This window comes from Paucidesulfovibrio longus DSM 6739, assembly GCF_000420485.1.
Lineage (GTDB): Bacteria > Desulfobacterota > Desulfovibrionia > Desulfovibrionales > Desulfovibrionaceae > Paucidesulfovibrio > Paucidesulfovibrio longus.
Genome location: NZ_ATVA01000012.1, coordinates 23,763 through 40,836 on the forward strand (window position 1 = coordinate 23,763; position 17,074 = coordinate 40,836).

General features: G+C 62.2%; 16 protein-coding genes and 2 pseudogenes. All 18 read right to left on the reverse strand.

The window, feature by feature from the left end; genetic code table 11:
• Positions 1–897, reverse strand: coding sequence for an LpxL/LpxP family acyltransferase (locus G452_RS18085; protein ID WP_040368275.1), 897 nt, complete (start codon positions 895–897; stop codon positions 1–3).
• The gene (locus tag G452_RS0104740; protein WP_022661115.1) at positions 894–2,069 is read right to left on the reverse strand and encodes a DUF2062 domain-containing protein; all 1,176 of its coding nucleotides are present in this window, start codon (positions 2,067–2,069) and stop codon (positions 894–896) included. The genes G452_RS18085 and G452_RS0104740 overlap by 4 nt, the downstream gene beginning before the upstream one ends.
• Positions 2,066–2,533, reverse strand: a complete 468-nt coding sequence (locus G452_RS0104745) for an acyl-CoA thioesterase (protein WP_022661116.1) — start codon at positions 2,531–2,533, stop codon at positions 2,066–2,068. Before G452_RS0104745 ends, G452_RS0104740 begins: the two co-directional genes overlap by 4 nt.
• A 362-nt stretch (positions 2,534–2,895) precedes the next feature.
• Entirely contained in the window at positions 2,896–3,528 is a 633-nt protein-coding gene (locus G452_RS0104755) for a DUF3261 domain-containing protein (protein WP_162141271.1), read from the reverse strand.
• Between the two features lie 32 nt (positions 3,529–3,560).
• Positions 3,561–5,933, reverse strand: coding sequence for an MMPL family transporter (locus G452_RS0104760; protein WP_022661119.1), 2,373 nt, complete (start codon positions 5,931–5,933; stop codon positions 3,561–3,563).
• 2 nt (positions 5,934–5,935) lie between these two features.
• Positions 5,936–6,559, reverse strand: coding sequence for an outer membrane lipoprotein carrier protein LolA (locus G452_RS0104765; protein ID WP_022661120.1), 624 nt, complete (start codon positions 6,557–6,559; stop codon positions 5,936–5,938).
• A complete protein-coding gene (locus tag G452_RS0104770) occupies positions 6,549–7,004 on the reverse strand; it encodes a hypothetical protein (RefSeq protein ID WP_022661121.1) in 456 nt (151 codons plus the stop codon). The genes G452_RS0104765 and G452_RS0104770 overlap by 11 nt, the downstream gene beginning before the upstream one ends.
• Positions 7,005–7,117: 113 nt before the next feature.
• Positions 7,118–7,546 (reverse strand): hypothetical protein, encoded by a 429-nt coding sequence (locus G452_RS0104775; protein WP_022661122.1) that lies wholly within the window; start codon positions 7,544–7,546, stop codon positions 7,118–7,120.
• Positions 7,547–7,570: 24 nt separating this feature from the next.
• The gene (locus G452_RS0104780; protein ID WP_022661123.1) at positions 7,571–8,353 is read right to left on the reverse strand and encodes a lysophospholipid acyltransferase family protein; all 783 of its coding nucleotides are present in this window, start codon (positions 8,351–8,353) and stop codon (positions 7,571–7,573) included.
• Positions 8,350–8,634, reverse strand: coding sequence for an acyl carrier protein (locus tag G452_RS0104785; RefSeq protein WP_022661124.1), 285 nt, complete (start codon positions 8,632–8,634; stop codon positions 8,350–8,352). Before G452_RS0104785 ends, G452_RS0104780 begins: the two co-directional genes overlap by 4 nt.
• On the reverse strand, positions 8,631–9,860 hold the full coding sequence (locus tag G452_RS0104790; protein WP_022661125.1) for a beta-ketoacyl-[acyl-carrier-protein] synthase family protein: 1,230 nt from the start codon (positions 9,858–9,860) through the stop codon (positions 8,631–8,633). Before G452_RS0104790 ends, G452_RS0104785 begins: the two co-directional genes overlap by 4 nt.
• Positions 9,851–11,323: a phytoene desaturase family protein gene (locus G452_RS0104795; protein WP_040368277.1), complete on the reverse strand. Its 1,473-nt coding sequence runs from the start codon at positions 11,321–11,323 to the stop codon at positions 9,851–9,853. The genes G452_RS0104790 and G452_RS0104795 overlap by 10 nt, the downstream gene beginning before the upstream one ends.
• Complete coding sequence (locus G452_RS0104800; RefSeq protein ID WP_022661127.1) at positions 11,323–12,540, reverse strand: beta-ketoacyl-[acyl-carrier-protein] synthase family protein; 1,218 nt, start codon at positions 12,538–12,540, stop codon at positions 11,323–11,325. The genes G452_RS0104795 and G452_RS0104800 overlap by 1 nt, the downstream gene beginning before the upstream one ends.
• 5 nt (positions 12,541–12,545) lie before the next feature.
• Entirely contained in the window at positions 12,546–13,265 is a 720-nt protein-coding gene (fabG, locus tag G452_RS0104805; protein ID WP_022661128.1) for a 3-oxoacyl-ACP reductase FabG, read from the reverse strand.
• A 154-nt stretch (positions 13,266–13,419) separates the two neighbouring features.
• A pseudogene (locus tag G452_RS18095) lies at positions 13,420–13,877 on the reverse strand (transposase); the annotation flags it as partial.
• A gap of 91 nt (positions 13,878–13,968) precedes the next feature.
• Positions 13,969–15,576, reverse strand: coding sequence for a Tn7-like element transposition protein TnsE (locus G452_RS0104820; RefSeq protein WP_022661131.1), 1,608 nt, complete (start codon positions 15,574–15,576; stop codon positions 13,969–13,971).
• Positions 15,576–16,499, reverse strand: a complete 924-nt coding sequence (locus tag G452_RS21810) for a TnsD family Tn7-like transposition protein (RefSeq protein ID WP_051141991.1) — start codon at positions 16,497–16,499, stop codon at positions 15,576–15,578. Before G452_RS21810 ends, G452_RS0104820 begins: the two co-directional genes overlap by 1 nt.
• 129 nt (positions 16,500–16,628) lie before the next feature.
• Positions 16,629–17,069, reverse strand: a pseudogene (locus G452_RS21935) (TniQ family protein); the annotation flags it as partial.
• Positions 17,070–17,074 lie beyond the last annotated feature (5 nt).

Sequence of the window (17,074 nt, forward strand, 5' to 3'; positions counted from 1 at the left end):
TCAGTTCTCTTTGTCCCAGATGTTGTAGAAATTAAAGTACTGGTGCGGAAAGGCGGCGACGTAGCGCTCCAGGCCGAGGGCGAATCGTTGGGCGTAGGGACGGCAGGCCTCGGGCTGCGGATCGATATCGGCGGGTACCTCAATAACGTCCTCCACCCAGATATGCGTCCGCTTGCCGTGCACACGGCGGGAAAAAACAACGATCACGGGCGCTCCGGTCAGGGAGGCCAAGCGGTATATGCTGGTGGGCAGGGCGATGGGATCACCGAGAAAGTTCGCCGACACGTTGCGCCGGTCGCTGCCAAGAATTCGGTCGCCCGAGATGCAGAGGGCTTCGCCCCGTTGGAGAGCGGCATACATTTCCAGGGTTCCGCCATGCGGTCCCGCAGGATCGATGACCTGGATCGGGGAGCGGTCCGGTCGGTGGTCGAAGTAGTGCCGATCCACGTCGCCTTCGGCTCGGTAGAGCACGACATTGCGGGGGCGGTCGAGGAAGTCCAGGGCGGCCAGCGCCGTCTGCCACGAACCCACATGGGCGGTGAGCAGGATGACGCCGCGTCCCCGGGAGAGAAGGTCGGCGATCCGGGTTTTGTCATGCTCGCTGGCCGTGAACTCGGTATCATTGAGGATTCCCAGGGCGGCTCGGTCGACAAGATTGAGCCCGAAGTTCAGATTCAGCCGATAGGCGCGCAGCCAGCGGCGAAACGCGCCGGAGCCGGGGAAGCGTCTCTCGATGTAGGGGGCCGAGCGCCTGCGGACTTTCGGCATCATCGTGTACCAGAAGACCACGAAGACGAGCATGGCGTAGGCTACGGGGCGGCCGCCGTAGCGGATGGCCAGGAAAAAGATCCGATGATGAAAGGAGGAGGCAAGGCTTGCGCTGTTCCAACCGCTCATGTCCGCTCCTTGCGGGCGAGCGCCGTCTGGAGCGGCCTGGCCAGGGCGTAGACTACAAGGGCCATGACCAGGCCCGCTGTCGGGCCCACGACGAACGCACCGAGAAGCCATTCGAGAAGCCGGATGTGGGCCTCGTAGCCAAGGGTTTGGAAGCTGATCTCGGTGAGCCAGCGGCCATGGCGGAGGAAGTAGCCAACCTCGATGCAGATTGCGGGCATGAAGGGCGGGATGCAGAGCTGGTTGGCAGCCAGGGCCGCGATCTTTGACAGGCCCAGCAACCCGGTGAGCAAAACAAGGGTCAGGCAGTGGAAACCCAGGATGGGAAAGGCGCCTACGAACACGCCGAGGCCGCTGGCCAGGGCCAGGGTGCGCGGCGTGTTCTGCGCGGCCAGAAGGAGACGCAGCGAGCGGATCGGGTGGAGCGCGGAAATGGCCCCGGTCTCGTCCCTGCCGAGTTGGCGATGCGGTAGGGGCAGAAAGGCGCGGGCCGTGAGCCTCGTGTTCAGCAGGGTGATGAGCAGGTTGTCATGCAGCGCCCGGAAGTGGGAAATGCGTTTTGATTTCTCCGGGTAATGCACACTGATGCCTACTTCACGCAGTTGGAATCCTGCCCAGGCCGCCTTTACCAGCACCTCGACTTCGAAGGAGTAGCGTCTTTCCCGCAGATGCAGGGCGCGCAACACGGCTACGGGATAGGCCCGGAATCCGCTCTGCACGTCGGTCAGGCGGACGCCGGTCTGGACGCGGAGCCAGAAGTTGGAGAAGCTGCGCCCGAATTTCGAGGCGCCGGGGACATTGGGGCAGGAGAAGTCGCGGCAGCCCACGATGACCGCATCCGGATTCTCGGCCAGGAGCGGGAGAAAGAGGAGCAGATCCGCGGGATCGTGCTGGCCGTCGGCATCAAGGGTCAGTATGTGGGTGAAACCGTGCTCCGCAGCGTACTTCGCGGAGGTGAGGATGGCCGCACCCTTGCCCTGGTTGGTTGGATGCCGCAGCGTATGCACGTCGAGGCCGCGCAGCACGTCCAGGCCGTTGTCGGTGCTGCCGTCGTCCACCACGAGAACGTCCGCAAGCTGCGAAAGGGTCTGTTCCGCCACCTGCCGCAGGGTACTCGCATGGTTGTAGACCGGGATGACGGCCAGGGGGCGGATTTCCGGCTCCTTAGGGCTCATGCGTTGTCCAATTTCCCTTCTTTCCAGCGGGTGAAGAAACCCCTACAGAATTCGGGCTGCACGATGATCAGCTCGCCTTCCGTATCCACCAGCATCTGTACGCTGTAGGCCGTGGTGGTGACTTCCGCGCGTTGGTTGCGAAGGATGTATTCGATGTTGATGCGTGCGGCTTCGGTCCAGTGCAGCAGGGCCTCGATGGTGAAGGGCTCCGCATAGCGCAGGGGTTTTAGATAATCAATGTGCAGCTGCTTGATGGGCGTGATGATGCCGTTGTCACGCAGATCCAGGTAGCCGAATCCGTACGTGTCGCCCAGAGCAACTCGGGCATCTTCCAGGTAGCTCGCATACCGACCGTGCCAAGCCACACCGAGCGGGTCCACCTCCTCGAAGCGGACCGTGCGCTGCACTGTGATCCGCAACGGGGCCGGAGCGCCGGGTACCGGTTTAAAGTAGGGCTTAGCCATTGCCACCGTCCTCCGCGAGCACGAGCCGAAAGGAGGAAGCGGGCTCTCCATCGACCGAAAGTTGCACCGACGCGCTCAGCCCTTCCGCTGTGTCCGAGCATTCGCAACGGACATCGATCTCTTCTTCCGGACGAACCATCCGCGTGAACTTGGCGCGGCTGAGGGACCGAATACGGGCGTGGGGCTGGCCGGAGGATTCGGCCCCGAGAAGGACCTGAACCACGGCTGGCAGGATCGGATTTCCGGGGAAGTGGCCCTGGAATCCTGGAAAATCCGCAGAGAAACGATATCTGCTGATCGCGACTCCGGAGTCGTCGACGCAATGCGAGGTCATGGCTTTGCGAATGGCCTGTCGAAGAGGGCTACTCATGATGTCGTACGCTCGTGAGTTGCAGGGTGAGCCGGTATCCGGCGGCGGTGTCATCAAGCCGGGAGGTCCTGGGCGGCCCGCCGGGGGCGCTGTCCGAGTATTCGTAGGCGATGGTCCACTGCCCGTCGCGCCCGCAATGTTGGGTTTCAAGCAGTCTGCCGGTGCGGTCAAGGCGGTGTCGATCCTCCCCGTTTTCCAGCCGGGTGACCAGGACAAGACCCGTGCCCTGCTCGAAAGCGGGGGCTTCGGGAGCGGGCTGGTGCGTGAGATACAGCCGGCGGAGCGCCTCGGCGGCGTGCTGGAGAAAATGGGGTAAGCGGTCGAGGACGGGCAGCGCCGAATGAACGGTCAGTGTTGTCGGGGTCGCCTCGATGTCGAAGAGCTTCATCCCGAAGCCCGCCAGGGCCACCAGGCGGGCGGTGCGGGCGGAGAAGTCGAGGCGCACCATGCAGTCCATCTGCATCTCGGCGCCGTTGGTGGAGAGCACTGCGGCCTGTTGCAGGATGACGATCCCGTTCCCTGCGGTCCAGAACCCAATGGCCGTATTGGGGGCTGTCGCGGTGCCGGAGGGCGCGGTTCCATCCAGACATCCCGTGCCTTGGGCCGCACAGCCGAACAACAGCAACAGCCCGAGGATTCCGAGGGCGCGCCGCAGATTCATGGCGTCCTCCGGGCGAGAAGGGGGGTTACATAAAGCGCAGAGGGCAGGGCGGCCCCGACGCCGAAGAGGACGGAGGATCCCATGGCGTGCAGAGCCGGGTGGCGGGCCAGGATCAGGGTGCCGAAACCCGCCAGGGTGGTCAGGCCCGAAACGAAAGTGGCCTTCCATGCGGAGGCGTCGGCCCGGCCCTGGCTGACGTGGACCATGAAGATGCCGTAGTCCGTGCAGAGACCGAGCACAATGGGGAACGCGGTGATGGAGAAAAGATTCAGCCCGCCTCCGGCCATGCCGGAAAATCCGGCAACGGCCAGCCCCGCGCAGAGCGGCGGGGCTGCGGCTGCGGCCACGTCGCGGAAATTCCGAAAGAGCAGGACGAGAAGAAGCAGGACGGTCAGGGCGGAGATTCCCAGAAATCGGATCGTGTCGTTGCGGACATCCTGCTCCAGCTCGGACTTGACTCCTGCAGCGGAGACGGCCCGCATGCTCCGTCGGGCCAGCGCGGGGCCCAGCGTCTCCGGGGAGGGCAGACCGCCGGGCAGAAAGGTCAGCACGCGGTAGGCCTTCCCCTCGGGCATCAGGAAAAGGTTCAAGAGATCCCCAAGGCCGGCTTCCCGCGCCCCTTTCGGCGTTGCGGTCGCCACGTCGCCGTTCAGAACGGCTTCGAAAGGGGCGAATGCGGTGGGGGCGAACCCGAGATGCGACGCCTCCGCTTGCAGGGCGTCCCGGAGCTGTTTTCCGGGTCCTGATTCCCAGTGGGTTTTCCAGCCTCCCAGCCGAACCCGCTGGGTCTCTCTGGCCGGGATCAGGGCGGCCAAGCTGGCGCAATCCAGGCCCGGAGCCGCGTTGCGCAGGAGTGCATAGGCCTCGTCGTTGGAGAGCAGGGCCTCTTCCAGGGGGGCGGGAGGCGTAAAGAGCAAGGTTCCAGAGTTTCCCCCGCCCCAGGTTTCGTGGATGGCCTGCTCTTGCGCCACGATGTCGGGATCCATGTATCCCAGGGAATGCAGGTCGCCGTCCACCCGGGCACCTCGCGCGAAGAATAAGCAGACGAGCAGGAAGGCCCCGTAGGGTGCGAGGAGCCTGAAAGAGCCTCGCCGGGAGGTGTCCTCCCGGGTGGGGGAGGATAAGGATGGGGCGGGCCGGGCATGTGCCCCGAGCGGAAGCTGGGGAAGCAGCATGAGCGAGACGAACAAGGAGAACGCCAGGCCGCTGATGCTGAATACGGCGAGCTGACGGATCGCAGGGATGGAGGATGCAAGCAGTGCGGCAAAGGCCCCCAGCGAGGTCAATGCGCTGAAAAGCAGCGGGCGCGCTAGGCCCGCGAGCGCGACTCCGCGATCCTCTCCCGAAGTGCCGCAGGCGAAGTGCACATGCAGGGCGTAGTCGATGGAAATGCCTACCAGGACGGCGCCGAACCCCGCAACGACGCCGGAGATGCTGCCGAACGTCGCTCTCACGCAGGCCAGGGCAAAGACCAGGGCCCCGCAGGGGACGAGAAACACGGCGATGGACCGGAGGGAGCGAAGGAAGAGCAGAAAGATGCCCGCCAGCAGGAGCAGGGAAACGCCGAGGGCGAGTGACACGTCCGAGCGAATTGTTTCGGCGTTGGCCAGGGTGTGGCGCTGTCCGGCGGCGTAGGTGCCGCTGACGCCTTCCGGCAGTCTCTGGAAAGCGGCCCGCAGTTCAGCGTCCAGTTGCGCCGCGCCTTCGGCGTCAGTCAGGGGAACCGGAGTTTCCGCGATGACGAGCAGGTTGCGTCCGTCCTCGGAGAGAAAACGGCCGCTGTCCACCTTTGCCTTGGCGAGGCTCTGCAGGCCGCGTAAGCGTGGGAGCAGCAGGCTGCGCAGGCCGAGAGGATCCAGGCGGACGAGTTCCTTGAACGCTGCGCCCTGGGGGGAAAGCAGCGTCTGGTAGTCGGTCTGGATCGCCTTGCGTACCGCTTCCGGCGTCGTCAGATCGGCCAGTCGCGGCAGATCCGTTTGGTCGAACAGTATCGGCGCATGGGCCGCGAGCCATTCGGGCAACTCTCGGGCCAGTCCGGCGTTGGGAGCGCTGATGACCTTGCTGATGAGCGGGCCCGGAAGGGTTTCGGCCAGCCGGTCCGCAGCGGGAGCCAGAAAATCGGTTCGGTCTCGGGAATCCGCGTGCAGATTGATGAGAATCTTCCCGGCGAGGGAGGCCTTCTGAAGCAGCGCGAAATCTACTGCGAGGCCGCCGCGGTCCGGGATCAGGACCTGGGCGTCGTTGCGCAGAGGGGCCGTGGCCGTGGCATAGACGCTGACGACGAGGACCAGGGCCGTGCAGACCAGCAACGCGAACAAGTGCTTGCGGCAACCGTCGCGGAAGGCCGGAAAAGTCCACGTCCCGCGCATGGCTAGAACGTCCCCTCCGGAATGTCCGGGTTGAGTCGGGTGTCGTGGAAGGAAAGACGAGTGAAGTCGCCGTCCGCGTCATGGATTTCCACGCGGGCGATGCTCCGGCCGTCGTCGGAAAAGAGGATCAGCAGGTGGCTGACGATTTCGTGCAGGGCCGGACTCTTCGGGACGAGCCGCAGAGAGATCGGCCCGGTGTCCTGCACCTCGATTTCATACTGCTTCCTCAGTGTGTCGAGGTCGAAGGCGGTCCAGGCCAGGATCTGCTCGGCCACGACGCGGAGCATGGGATCATGCTCCAGGTCCACGTCCCGGTCACCGCCGAGATCATCCCAGCGGCGTCCCTTGTCCCTGTCGAGCACGAACCCGGAGCGGAAGGGGCGGGTATATTCCCAGCGCAGCCTGCCGGGCCGTTGGAAGAAAAAATGGCCTTCCGAGATCACCGTGTCGTTGAAGACCGAAAGGTGTTTTTCCTGGGTGAAGCTGCTGGTAATGGTGGTGACGCCCATGGCCTCCCTGCGCAGGGATTCCAGCATGTCGGAATTCTCGCCGGCCGGGGCGTTGGCCGCCAGCACAGGCAAGAGCAGAAGCAGGAGCAGAAGAGCCCTGGACGGTCTATGCGTCATGGCCTTCTTCCGCCTCGCCGGGGATATAGAGCTTGATCTTCGCCGTGGCCAGGATGTTCCCCTCGCGGGTCACGTTTCCCTCGACAACGGCGAATCCGCTGAACTTGCCGACGGTCCGCACGTCGATTTCCAGTCGATCTCCACGGCGGGCCGGTGTGAGGACGTCGCATTTCTGAATGCCGACGAGGAAGCCCGGCTGGAGCGGAAGGCCTGCGCTACGAAGTTCGTGACCGCGCAATGCGGCGTAGGCCTGGGCCACGAGTTCGGGAAAGGCTACTTCGTCGAGCTCTCCGGCCTCGGTCAGGAAGAGGTGGTCCGGCCCGAGAATCGCCGAGGCCCGGCCGGATTCTCCTGCCGCTACCACGAGCTGGTCGATGAGCGCCATGGGAGCCTCGTGCGGCAGAAACTCCGCAGCCAGGGCGGGCAGAAGAATGGATGTGTTCATGGTCGTGCTCCGGGTTCGTGCGGCAGGCCCGCAGGCCTGGCTCGGGAACCCTGGGGAGCGCAACGGCCTGTGCCTCCGTCCCCCCCCCCGGGCGTCCCCGCGCCGCACGGCGGCTATTTGCTGCTTGAGAGTTCTGCGGCCAGGCGGACGTTGATGTCCCGCTCCAGGTAATTGATCCAGTTGTTGTAGTTCCGGTGGATCTTTTCACCGTCGTATTTGAGGTTCGTACTGTTCAGGTACGTGATGTTGTAGGAGTTCTGGTCGTAGGTGATCTTCACCACGGCCTGGTGCGCGCGGATGTTCAGGGTGCCGATGATCAGACCCGGCTCCTGCGTGGACATGACCCAACCGCGCCCGGCACCGGCTTCGATGATGGCGTGTTCGATCTGCTCCATGCTCAGCTGGTGGGTGGAGCTTTTGGGCACATAGGCGTCCATGACGTTGTGGACCACCTGCCTCTTGCAGCCCGCGAGCATGAGCACCGCGAGGCAGAGAACCGTCGTCGCCAGAAGGATTCGTCTCTTCGAGGATTCGTAGACCATATTGCACCGACCTTGTTGGGGTTGCTATGCGGGGTTGGTTTCGTCCATTTCCGCGAGCGCCGCCGCGATCCTTTGCTTGACATCCTTTCGCATCTGGATGTGCCCATCGGGCAGGCCAAGATAACGGTCGGGGTGGACCGGCTCCAGAAAACGGATTTCAATGTTTCGCCGCCGGAGGCTCTTTCTGCCCGGGGGCATGAGGTCGTACGTGCCGTGGAAGCAGAGCGGCACCACGGGCACGCCCGCCTCCAGTGCGAGTTTGAAGGCTCCAGAGTAGAAGCGCCCCAGTTCGCCGTCGCGGGAGCGGTGCCCCTCTGGAAAGAGAACCAGGGCCGTCGGGCCGCTCAGGGCGGTCTTCCCGGCCTTCAGGAAGCTCTCCTGGGTGGCGGATTCGCTGTTGATGTAGCGAGCGAACTTCATGAATGGTCCATAGATCGGAATCCGGAATGGCCAGCTCCTGACCACGAGCGTGATGTCCATGATCGGGCTTGCCCCGAGCAGGTAGACGTCGAAAAAGGAGGCGTGATTCGGCGCATAGATGCAGGGGGCGCTGATGGCGCTGCGGTCGCCGCTGACCCGGATGCGGATGATCAGGGACATGAAGAACATCCAGACCCGTCCGTAGACGACGATGAGCTGGCGCATGGTCCGACGCGGATTCTTCCAGGTGAGAGTCGTGATGAGCACGGCGAGAACGGGCCCGGCAACGGCGCTGAACAACGTCCAGAGCAGCATGAAGGCATACACGTAGACCGTGAACAAGGGCGCGGGGCGGGGCTCGCAGACGTTCGCCGCAGCGGTGCTCATGAGACCTCGGTCAGTTCCGCCGGAGCGGTTTCCACCGTGTTCTTTTTGGCGATCACGAACTGGTGCAGGTCTCCCAGTGTGCGAATCGACTGGATGGATTCGTCCTGGCGGATCTTGAACCCGAAGGCCTGCTCCAGCACGATCACCATGTCCACCGCATCGAGGCTGTCCAGCCCGAGGTCCGGATTGAAGTTTGCCGTGGGCACCAGTTTCGCCGGATCAAGCTCGAACTCTGCGGCGAGCGCGTCGTTGACGGTCCGGATGATTTCCTGTTCGGTCATTCGTAGCTCCTCAGGACCAGAGAGGCGTTCATTCCTCCCAGGCCAAAACTGTTTTTGATGAAATGTCGTACCGAAAGCTCCCCGGAGGTGACGGGCAGGTTGATCCCGGCGCACTCGTCGTCGACGCGGTCGAGGTTGCAGTTCGGCAGGAGTTTGCCTTCTCTGGCCCCGCGAATGCCAAGAATGGTTTCCAGGGCTCCGGAGGCGGCGAGGGTATGGCCGAGATAGCCCTTGTAGCTGACCACAGGCGTGCGCGAGCCGAATAGCTCGCGAATCGCTGCGGCCTCGGCCCGGTCGCCTGCGGGCGTGGAGGTGGCGTGTGCGTTGACGAGGTCGATGTCTCCGGGGCCGAGTCCTGCGGAGTCGAGAGCCAGCGCCATGCAGGTTCGGATGGAGCCGTAGTCCGGGTTGGCCACGCTGGAGGGGTCCGTGTTCATGCCCGTCCCGACGATCTCCCCCAGGATGCGCGCTCCCCGGTCCCGTGCGCTGTCCAGGGACTCCAGGAGCAGCATGCCGCATCCTTCGGAGCAGACCACGCCGTCGCGGTCCGCATCGAAAGGACGGGACGCCGCGTCGGGGCGGTCGTTGAAGTGATGGGACGCCGCTTCCATGATGTCGAAGGTGCTGACCGTGAGGGGGTGGAACTCCTCGGTTCCTCCGCAAAGCATCGCGTCCTGCCACCCGCCGGCGATTGCTTCATATCCCTGGATCAGAGCATGCACCGCAGTGGCGCATGCTGCGGACGGGGCCGCGACTCGGCCGGTGATTCTCAGGGCCTGGGCCACGTTGCTGGCGGCGGAGTGGTTCATGACCTTGAAGAAGTGGGTGGAACGGATGCTGGTGATGCCCCCTTCGGCGAAATAGCTGCGGAAGAACTCCTCCAGGGCCGTGGGGCCGCCCGTGGTGCTGCCGAGGGTGAGCCCCAGGCGGGCCGCCTCAAAAGAGTCCACTTCCGCGTCCGCATCCTTCAGGGCCTGCTGCGTGGCGAAAAGGGCGAAGATCGACATGGGGGACATGGAGCGGCGCTGCTGGCGGGGAATTTGTTTCGCATCCAGGTCGGGGACAATGCCGCCAACGCGCGGCCTCAGACCGCCCACCTCCTCGAGTCCCGGCAGGGCGCGCAAGGCGCTTTGTCCGCTGGAGGCGCCCTCCCAGAGGGCTTCGACTCCGATACCATAGGGGGAGACCGCACCCATGCCCGTGACCACGACCCGCTTCAGCTGCATGCGAGCACCTCTTTGCGAAGGGTTTCCCGGCCGACCAGGATGCCGCAGGCCACATAGGCGGAGATTACGGCACCCAGAACCCCAGGGGCGATGACGGACTGCCCGGCGAGAACCAGTCCTTCGACTTTGGTCATAGGCAGGACCGGGTACTGACCGGCTGCATGCTCCGCACCGTAAATTCCGCCGCGGGGGAGGCAGCCGAAGTCCCGAAAGGTCAGGGGCGTGGCGAAATCCATCGGTTCCAGCGTCTCCGCGACCTCCGGGAATCGGCGGACGAGAATGTCCAGAAACCGGGTTCGCAGGCCCTCTTTATAGTGGGAATATTCCTTCGTGCGTCGACCGGATTCCGTCAGCCATTCTTCTCGAACCTCTTCGGGGACGCAGATCATGGCCGTCATTTCGCCTTGTTCTCCCGCCCGGCCGAGGAATACGGGAGAGTCGTCCAGCCTCCCTGGCGCGGGGTACATGGTGCGCGGGTCACTGGTGGGGAATTCAAGGATGTTTCGTCTGCGCAGCGCATCCGGCGTGCGGCGCAATCTGCCGAAGAGCATGGCCGAGGAGTGGCAGTTGCGTAGGCCGCGCATGCGTTTCCTATAGCCCGGGCGGAAGACGGTCTCCGGGGTCATCCCCGGCAGGGAGGCCGGAGGGGCCGTGAATACGCACCTTGCCGTGTAGAGTTCCTCTCCGTTGTCAAGGCGCAGCCCGGCTAGGTTCCCGGCGGAATCGAAGCAAAGCCGCCGAGCTTGCCGTCCCAGGAAAAGCGCGACGTCGTGTTCGGCGATGCGCTCCTCGTATCGCCGCGTCAGGGCGAGCCCGCCGCCGGAGATGCCGTGGACGGCGTGGAGATACGATCCCGCCACCTGGGCGTGCACACGTAACAGGGCCCGTTCAGGCGGGACTCCGTAGAGGATGGAGTGTGCGCTCAGAACCGCCTTGAGGGCGTCGTCGCGGGTAAGGCGGTCCAGGAATCCGAGCAGGGACCGCTCGTCGTGCGCCAGCGACAGAGGTTCGTCCGGGAAGGAACGTTCCGGGTTGAGATAAGGTGAGTCTGCCCACTCCCGGTCCAGTTCCTGAAAGTAGGCCTTGATCGCATCACCGTTGCCGGGAAAGCTGCGGTTCAACGCTTCTTCAAAACGTTCGCGGCCGAAGGGCTGCAAAAAGGCGAGGCCCGTATCCCGGAAGCGCAGTTCGTCGAAGCCGTCCTCGGGATAGGGCTTGAGTTCCAGGCCGGGGAGGATCCCCAGGTGCAGGAAATAGCGCAGCAGAGGACCGTTCGGTCCCAGGCCGCCGGTGTAGTGCAGGCCAGTGTCGAAGCGCAGGCCGTTGCGCCGGAATCCGCGCAGGACCGGGGCAAGCCGATGATCGCGTTCCACCAGGGCGACGCGCATGCCGCGCCGCGCCAGGATAAGCGCGGATGTCATGCCCGAAATTCCTCCGCCGACAACGACCGCTTCGTATCGCATCACGAAAACCTCAGAACAAGGGAGGAGTTCGTTCCACCGAAGCCTGCGGCATTGCAGAGGGCCAGGGTTGGAGGCGTGGTGTCCGCCTCGGTGAGGATGTTCAGGCCTGCGGAATGTTCGTCCGGGGTCTCGAAGTTGGCGCTTGCAGCCGTGAAGCCTTGCTGGCGCATGATAGTCGTGTAGGCCACCTGCGCGGCACCGGCCATCCAGAATTCATGGCCGGTGAGTCCTTTGAGCGCGGAGATGCGTGGGCGCAATTCGCCGAAGACGGCGTGGATGTTCCGCGCTTCGGCTCCATCCCCGGCGGGCGTGGAGGTGGCGTGGGCGCAGAGATAGTCGATCTCCCCGGGCGAGAGCCCGGCGCTTCGAAGGGCGTTGTGCATGGCTGCGGCCAAGCCTGTGTCGCTGGGGACGGAAATGCTGCCTCCGTCCGAGGAAAAACCGTAGCCCGCTATGGTGCCGAGAATCCGTGCTCCGCGCTTCTCCGCCAGATCTCGTTGTTCCAGCAGCAGGGCGGCGGCCCCCCCGCTCGGCACGAGCCCGTCCCGCGAGGCGTCGAAGGGGCGGGAGGCCTGATGCGGGGCGTGCATGCGCTTGGAGAACGCACCGAGCCCGTCAAAACTGCACATGGACTGCCAGTTGATTTCCTGAGCGCCGCCACAGAGCATCCTTTCCTGGCGTCCCAAGGCGATCAGGTCCGCAGCCTGGCCCACGGCGTGGCCTCCGCTGGCGCAGGCTCCGCTAAGGGTCCAACAGGCACCTCTCGTCCCCAGAATCGTATTCAGATTCATGGTGATGGTCGAAGTCATGGATTGGAAGAGCAGGCCGCTGCCGATCAGGCGGGTCTCGCCGCACTCCCGCAGCCGCTCGACCTGATTCGTCGCTGCCAGGCAGCTGGAGTCCGAACCGAAAATCAGACCGCTCTGGTCGTTTTGCAGGTCTTCGGGGGCGAGGCCGGACATCCCAATGGCCTCCATCGCGGCGGTGTGCGCCTGGATGGCGAAGTCAGGCATGGTCTTGCGCTGTTTTCGGGAAAGGTATTCCTGCGGGTCGAATCCGGAAATGCGTCCGGTCAATGCGCTCTGAAAGCCCAAAGCGGCTCTTTCGGCATCGACGACAATGCCGCTGCGCCCTTTGCGCAGGGATTCGCCCACGGCATCTACGCCGATGCCAAGACAGGAGACCAGGCCTATGCCAGTGATGACGACTTGATGCATACGCTTCAGGTGTGGATGCCGCCGTTGACCCCGATGACCTGGCCCGTCACGTACGAGGCGGCTGGTGAGCAGAGAAAGGAGACCACGCCGGCGACTTCTTCGGGAGAGCCGATTCGCCCGAGGGGGATTTGTTTTTTGATTTCATCCAAAGGAAGGCCCTCAAGCATTCCGGTGTCGATGAAGCCGGGAGCCACGGCGTTCACAAGGATTCCGCGCCGGGCGACCTCTTTGGCGAGAGAACGCGTGGCTCCGATGACTCCCGCCTTTGCCGCGGAATAGTTGGTCTGTCCGGCCACGCCTGTTTCACCGGAAGTGGAGGAAATGTTCACCACCCGTCCCCGACGCCTGCGAAGCATTGCGGGCAGCACCACTCGGCTGACGTTGAAGAAGCCGTTCAGGTGGACGTTGATCACGTCCTGCCAGTCGGCAGAGCTCATGAGCAGCATGATACCGTCCCGGGCGTACCCGGCGTTGTTCACGAGTACATCCGGCGTTTCTTCTCGGAGAAGGGGCCCCAGCACTGTCTCCGTCTCTTTGTAGGAGGCGACGTCAAAGGGCAGCAGGCGACAACTGCGGCCGCATGCGGTGATGCTTCCGGCCACTTCGTTGGCCGCAGCATGGTTGGAGCGGTAGTTCAGCCAGATGTCATGGCCATCGGAAGCGAGCTGTCGGGCGATAGCGGCCCCGATCCCGGAACTGCCTCCGGTGACGAGTGCGAGCGGCATATTGATCTATCTTGATTGAAGTTTACAAAGGAAATTTTCATAACCTAGGCGGCGTTCAATATGCAAGGGCCAGATGCGAGTCAGATAGTTAGTCAGTCCTGAAAAAGCCCTTTTACCGCTATGGGGCCGCCTTGCACGTCTGCCTGCATCTGATCTAGGAAAACATCCAGAGCAGCATTTGAGCCCAAAAATGCCGCACCGCCCGCATCCTTTTTTTGAAGTTGAACGCCGCAGCGGCCATGAACAGGTTGATGGCGTCGCCGATGACGCCTTTCAGGTAGTTCCGCGCCATGCGGTGGTCATGCTTCAGATGACCGATCACCGGCTCGAACCCTGCCCTGCGCCGGAATCGCTGTCTGGCTTTGCGCCGTTCATACGGAGTGTCGGTCTTCTTTGGCCGACAAGGCCTCAGGATCCTTGTGTCGCCGACCTGATTGGTCTCCCGGTAGCCCCGGTCGCAGATCGCCACGGTCGGACAGATTCCGGTCACCTGCCAGGTCTGTTCCACAGGACCTGCGGAAGGGTGTGACCATCGAAGATGTTCTCCTTGAACGACATGGCCCCCACGATGATGCCGGTGGTTTTGGTCAACACGATCGATGCCTTGCGCCCGAGAAAGGCGGCATAGCCTGATAACTTGTCTACCTTGAAAACTCCGCCGAATGATCCGAAGAACCGAGGCCACTTCTGGCGGCGAGCCAGCCTAGTATACGCGTTTTATCCAGCCAGCCACACGTTCAGCCCAGCTAGAGATGGACTCTGCCGTGAGGATGCCCTTGTTGTTGGAGGGGGTCTGTGGATGAGGGATGCCCTGATGCCCATCTCGTCCGTAGAGCGACTTGAGCAGGTCTGTTGGCCAACTGAGAGAGCGCTTAACAAGTTGGCTGGTTATTTGCTCTAAATCACGCGGCCAACGAGTGGGATGAGATGCACGCACAAGCTGAGTTGAGAGCGACGTCGCAGCATCAGATGTGTCTACTTCGAGCAGGCGAACAAAATAATTATGTGCAGAAATGTATGCGACAGCAATGCACCGTGGGTCTCCATTGGCCAGCAGATGTTTTGTGCAGCGTGCAATTGGAGGTAGCGGGTAAACGTTTTTGCCTAACAGGCGGCAGCCGTGCCGCTGGGTCAATGTTTGGATCAAACGCATGAAGACACTGAATTTATTATCGAATAGGTGTCCGTTGTGAGAGTCGTCGTTGAGGTTGTTCCAGTCAGCACTGGCCAGTTCTTCTCCTGCTACAGCCTCATCCGTGCTGACGATGAAGTTCCCATTCACAGGCCGTCCTTCACCAGGTTTTCCGTAGGGCGTGATTTTCGTCTTGCTGGTTCGTTTGGTCGTTGTGAAGGGATTGCTGAAATCAATGCTCATGTTGGCGCTGTTGATGATGGTGGTAAGGGTGTTTACATTTGGTGACGTATCATCATCAATTTCAAGGCTGCCTTGTGGTCTGATCGGTATAGGGGACTCGCCAGGGCCGTCGGGGCGCACCGGATGCTTGAAATCGGGATGCTCGAAGATGATATTCGTGGGTACATTCGCCTGAACATTCTGAATTTTGTCTATTTTGTAGACGAAAAGCGTGCCCGTCTGCTTATCGAACTGGCCGCGTACCCCAAATGACGCTCCCGGCAGTGGAGGAGGGCTGAAACGGAAATCCCAGACTCGGTTTGTTCCACGATTTCGCCCCTGAAGGAGCTGGGCGTTGCCAATGCTCTCGAATGCGGTACGCGCATCGTGGTCAAGGAGGATCCAGGCCAGGGTTTCCCTGCTTCGTGGGTCATTGAGATGTCGCAGAGTGTAGCCGGAAGAAGGCAGGACATTGACCAATGCCGAATTCGAATCCTCGTCAGTCTGAATGTCGAACTCCAGATTCAATGCGTTGGATGTCAGTGAGGTGCGCGCCAGGTAGCCGTCATGAAAAAACAGCGCCCTGGCCAGCTCAAATTCGGGAAGATAGACGGTTTTCTGTCCTTCAATCGGGAAAACAAAGCAAAACTGATCCCCGTCCCACCTGTTGCGGCAACCCATGATGGGGCAATCCTTGATTTGTCGTTCTTCCCAGTCAGAAGTGTCTTCGATGGAGAAGTCTTGCTCCCATCCTCCCTGTTTCTGTTCCGTTGTCGAATTCAGCAGGCTTTTGCGATAGAGTATCGGACCTTGTGAAAGCGTCAGGGTACGTTTGTTCTGTGTCGGGCGGAACTGTATGCTTACCGTCCAAGTTGAATCCTGCATGGATTTGAAGAGCTGGCCGATTGCCTGGATACGGGTATCGGGGACAATACCTCGCAGTTGGTAGCTGGGCATTATTTCACCTTATCGAGAAGTTCTCGCGCGGCTTGTTGAAGACGGAGATCGCTTAAACCCGAAGCGCGAAGTATCCGCCAACGTTTGAGAGGCAGATGGTTGGCTGACAGGGTCTGTATGGCTGTATAAATACGACGGACTTGATATTGTGAAACAGTTTCGGCGTGTTGATCAAGAAAGGAGGATGTGAGCGGGAGTCGCGCCATGTTTTTCGTGATCGTGGTCATCGGCCCCAGCCGCGTCAGATACCAGCGCCTGGAACGCCGCAGTTTATTGGCAGACAAGTTTTCCGTCTTTCTGATGTCGCATAGCCGCACGTAGAATTCCTGGTCGCGGCGGGGCCAGTCCACTCGCTGGGGGCGGCGGCGCAGGCTCGCTTGGTGGGTTTTGTTGATTTGAAGCAACCACGCTCTGTCGCAACGATACAGAGCTGCGTAAACGGCTTGCCCCCCATGGAGGCGTGCCTGTTTGACTCCATACCGATTCAGGAGAGTTCGCCATGCCTTACGCTTGGCCAAGACCTCCCTGCTTAAGCGATCCGGCTGAGCAGGGGGCGCAGTAATCGGCTTTCGGACCTTGGGGAATTGTGACACCAACCGCAGAATGTCCTGGAGGTTCCATTCCCGTCCCATGAAGACTTCCAGCACGGTGAGGTGCTCCAAGTAGCTGAACGCCTTGCGATGCTTTCTGAAGATGCCTTGGAGCCAGTGCGGAGGAGAGTCGTTCATCTGAAGGCCCATGCTCTCGAGCCAACGTGTTGACCAAGTGGAATAAAGCTTGTCCAAGATCTGATCGTGCTTCATGTGCCGCCCCGCAGAGCATCCGTAATCAGCGGCCATGGCTGCATAGAATTGGCTCCACTGGTCAAGGGTGGGGGAAATCCCCGGAGGTATGGCGAGAAGCTCTCGAATGCGTTCGGTCATGCGGGTGTCTTCCACAGTGCATGCAGGCGGTCGTGAGGTGGTGATCAGATCGGGGGCGAGGGAGACGAAGGCATGGCGGTGAGCGGGGTGTCGTGCGAGCCGCGTAGGGGCGAGTTTGCCGTGACGCAAGCATATCTCCGCTCCACGAACTTGCCAGCAGCGCATCCAATACGGTTCCCCGTAACGTGTGATCTGCTCAATAACGCAATCCTGGCAAGCACGTAGCACGTCCGCTTGCCTGGTGCGCGAGGCGGCCACCCCAAGAAGAAGATGAACTGCGCCTCGGGTGCGTCCCCCCATGAGTTGAAGGCACTGTCGCCGGCGTTTCTCCGGCACGAATGGGGCGTAGAGGGGAAAGAGCGTGTGCCGGTATGCTAATTTTTCGACGGAGAGTTCAGCGCCTGCAGGGTAGTGGCGAGCGATTGCAGCAAGGTGGCCGGTAAGGTCACATGTGGCCACAACTCGTCGGTCATCGAAGACCTCATCCAGCAGTTCCTTGGGGCTTGTTATTCCCAGGCGTACTCCTGCTCGGGCTATTGTGCTGTAAATCAGCTCGTCGGGGTAGGGCATGGGAA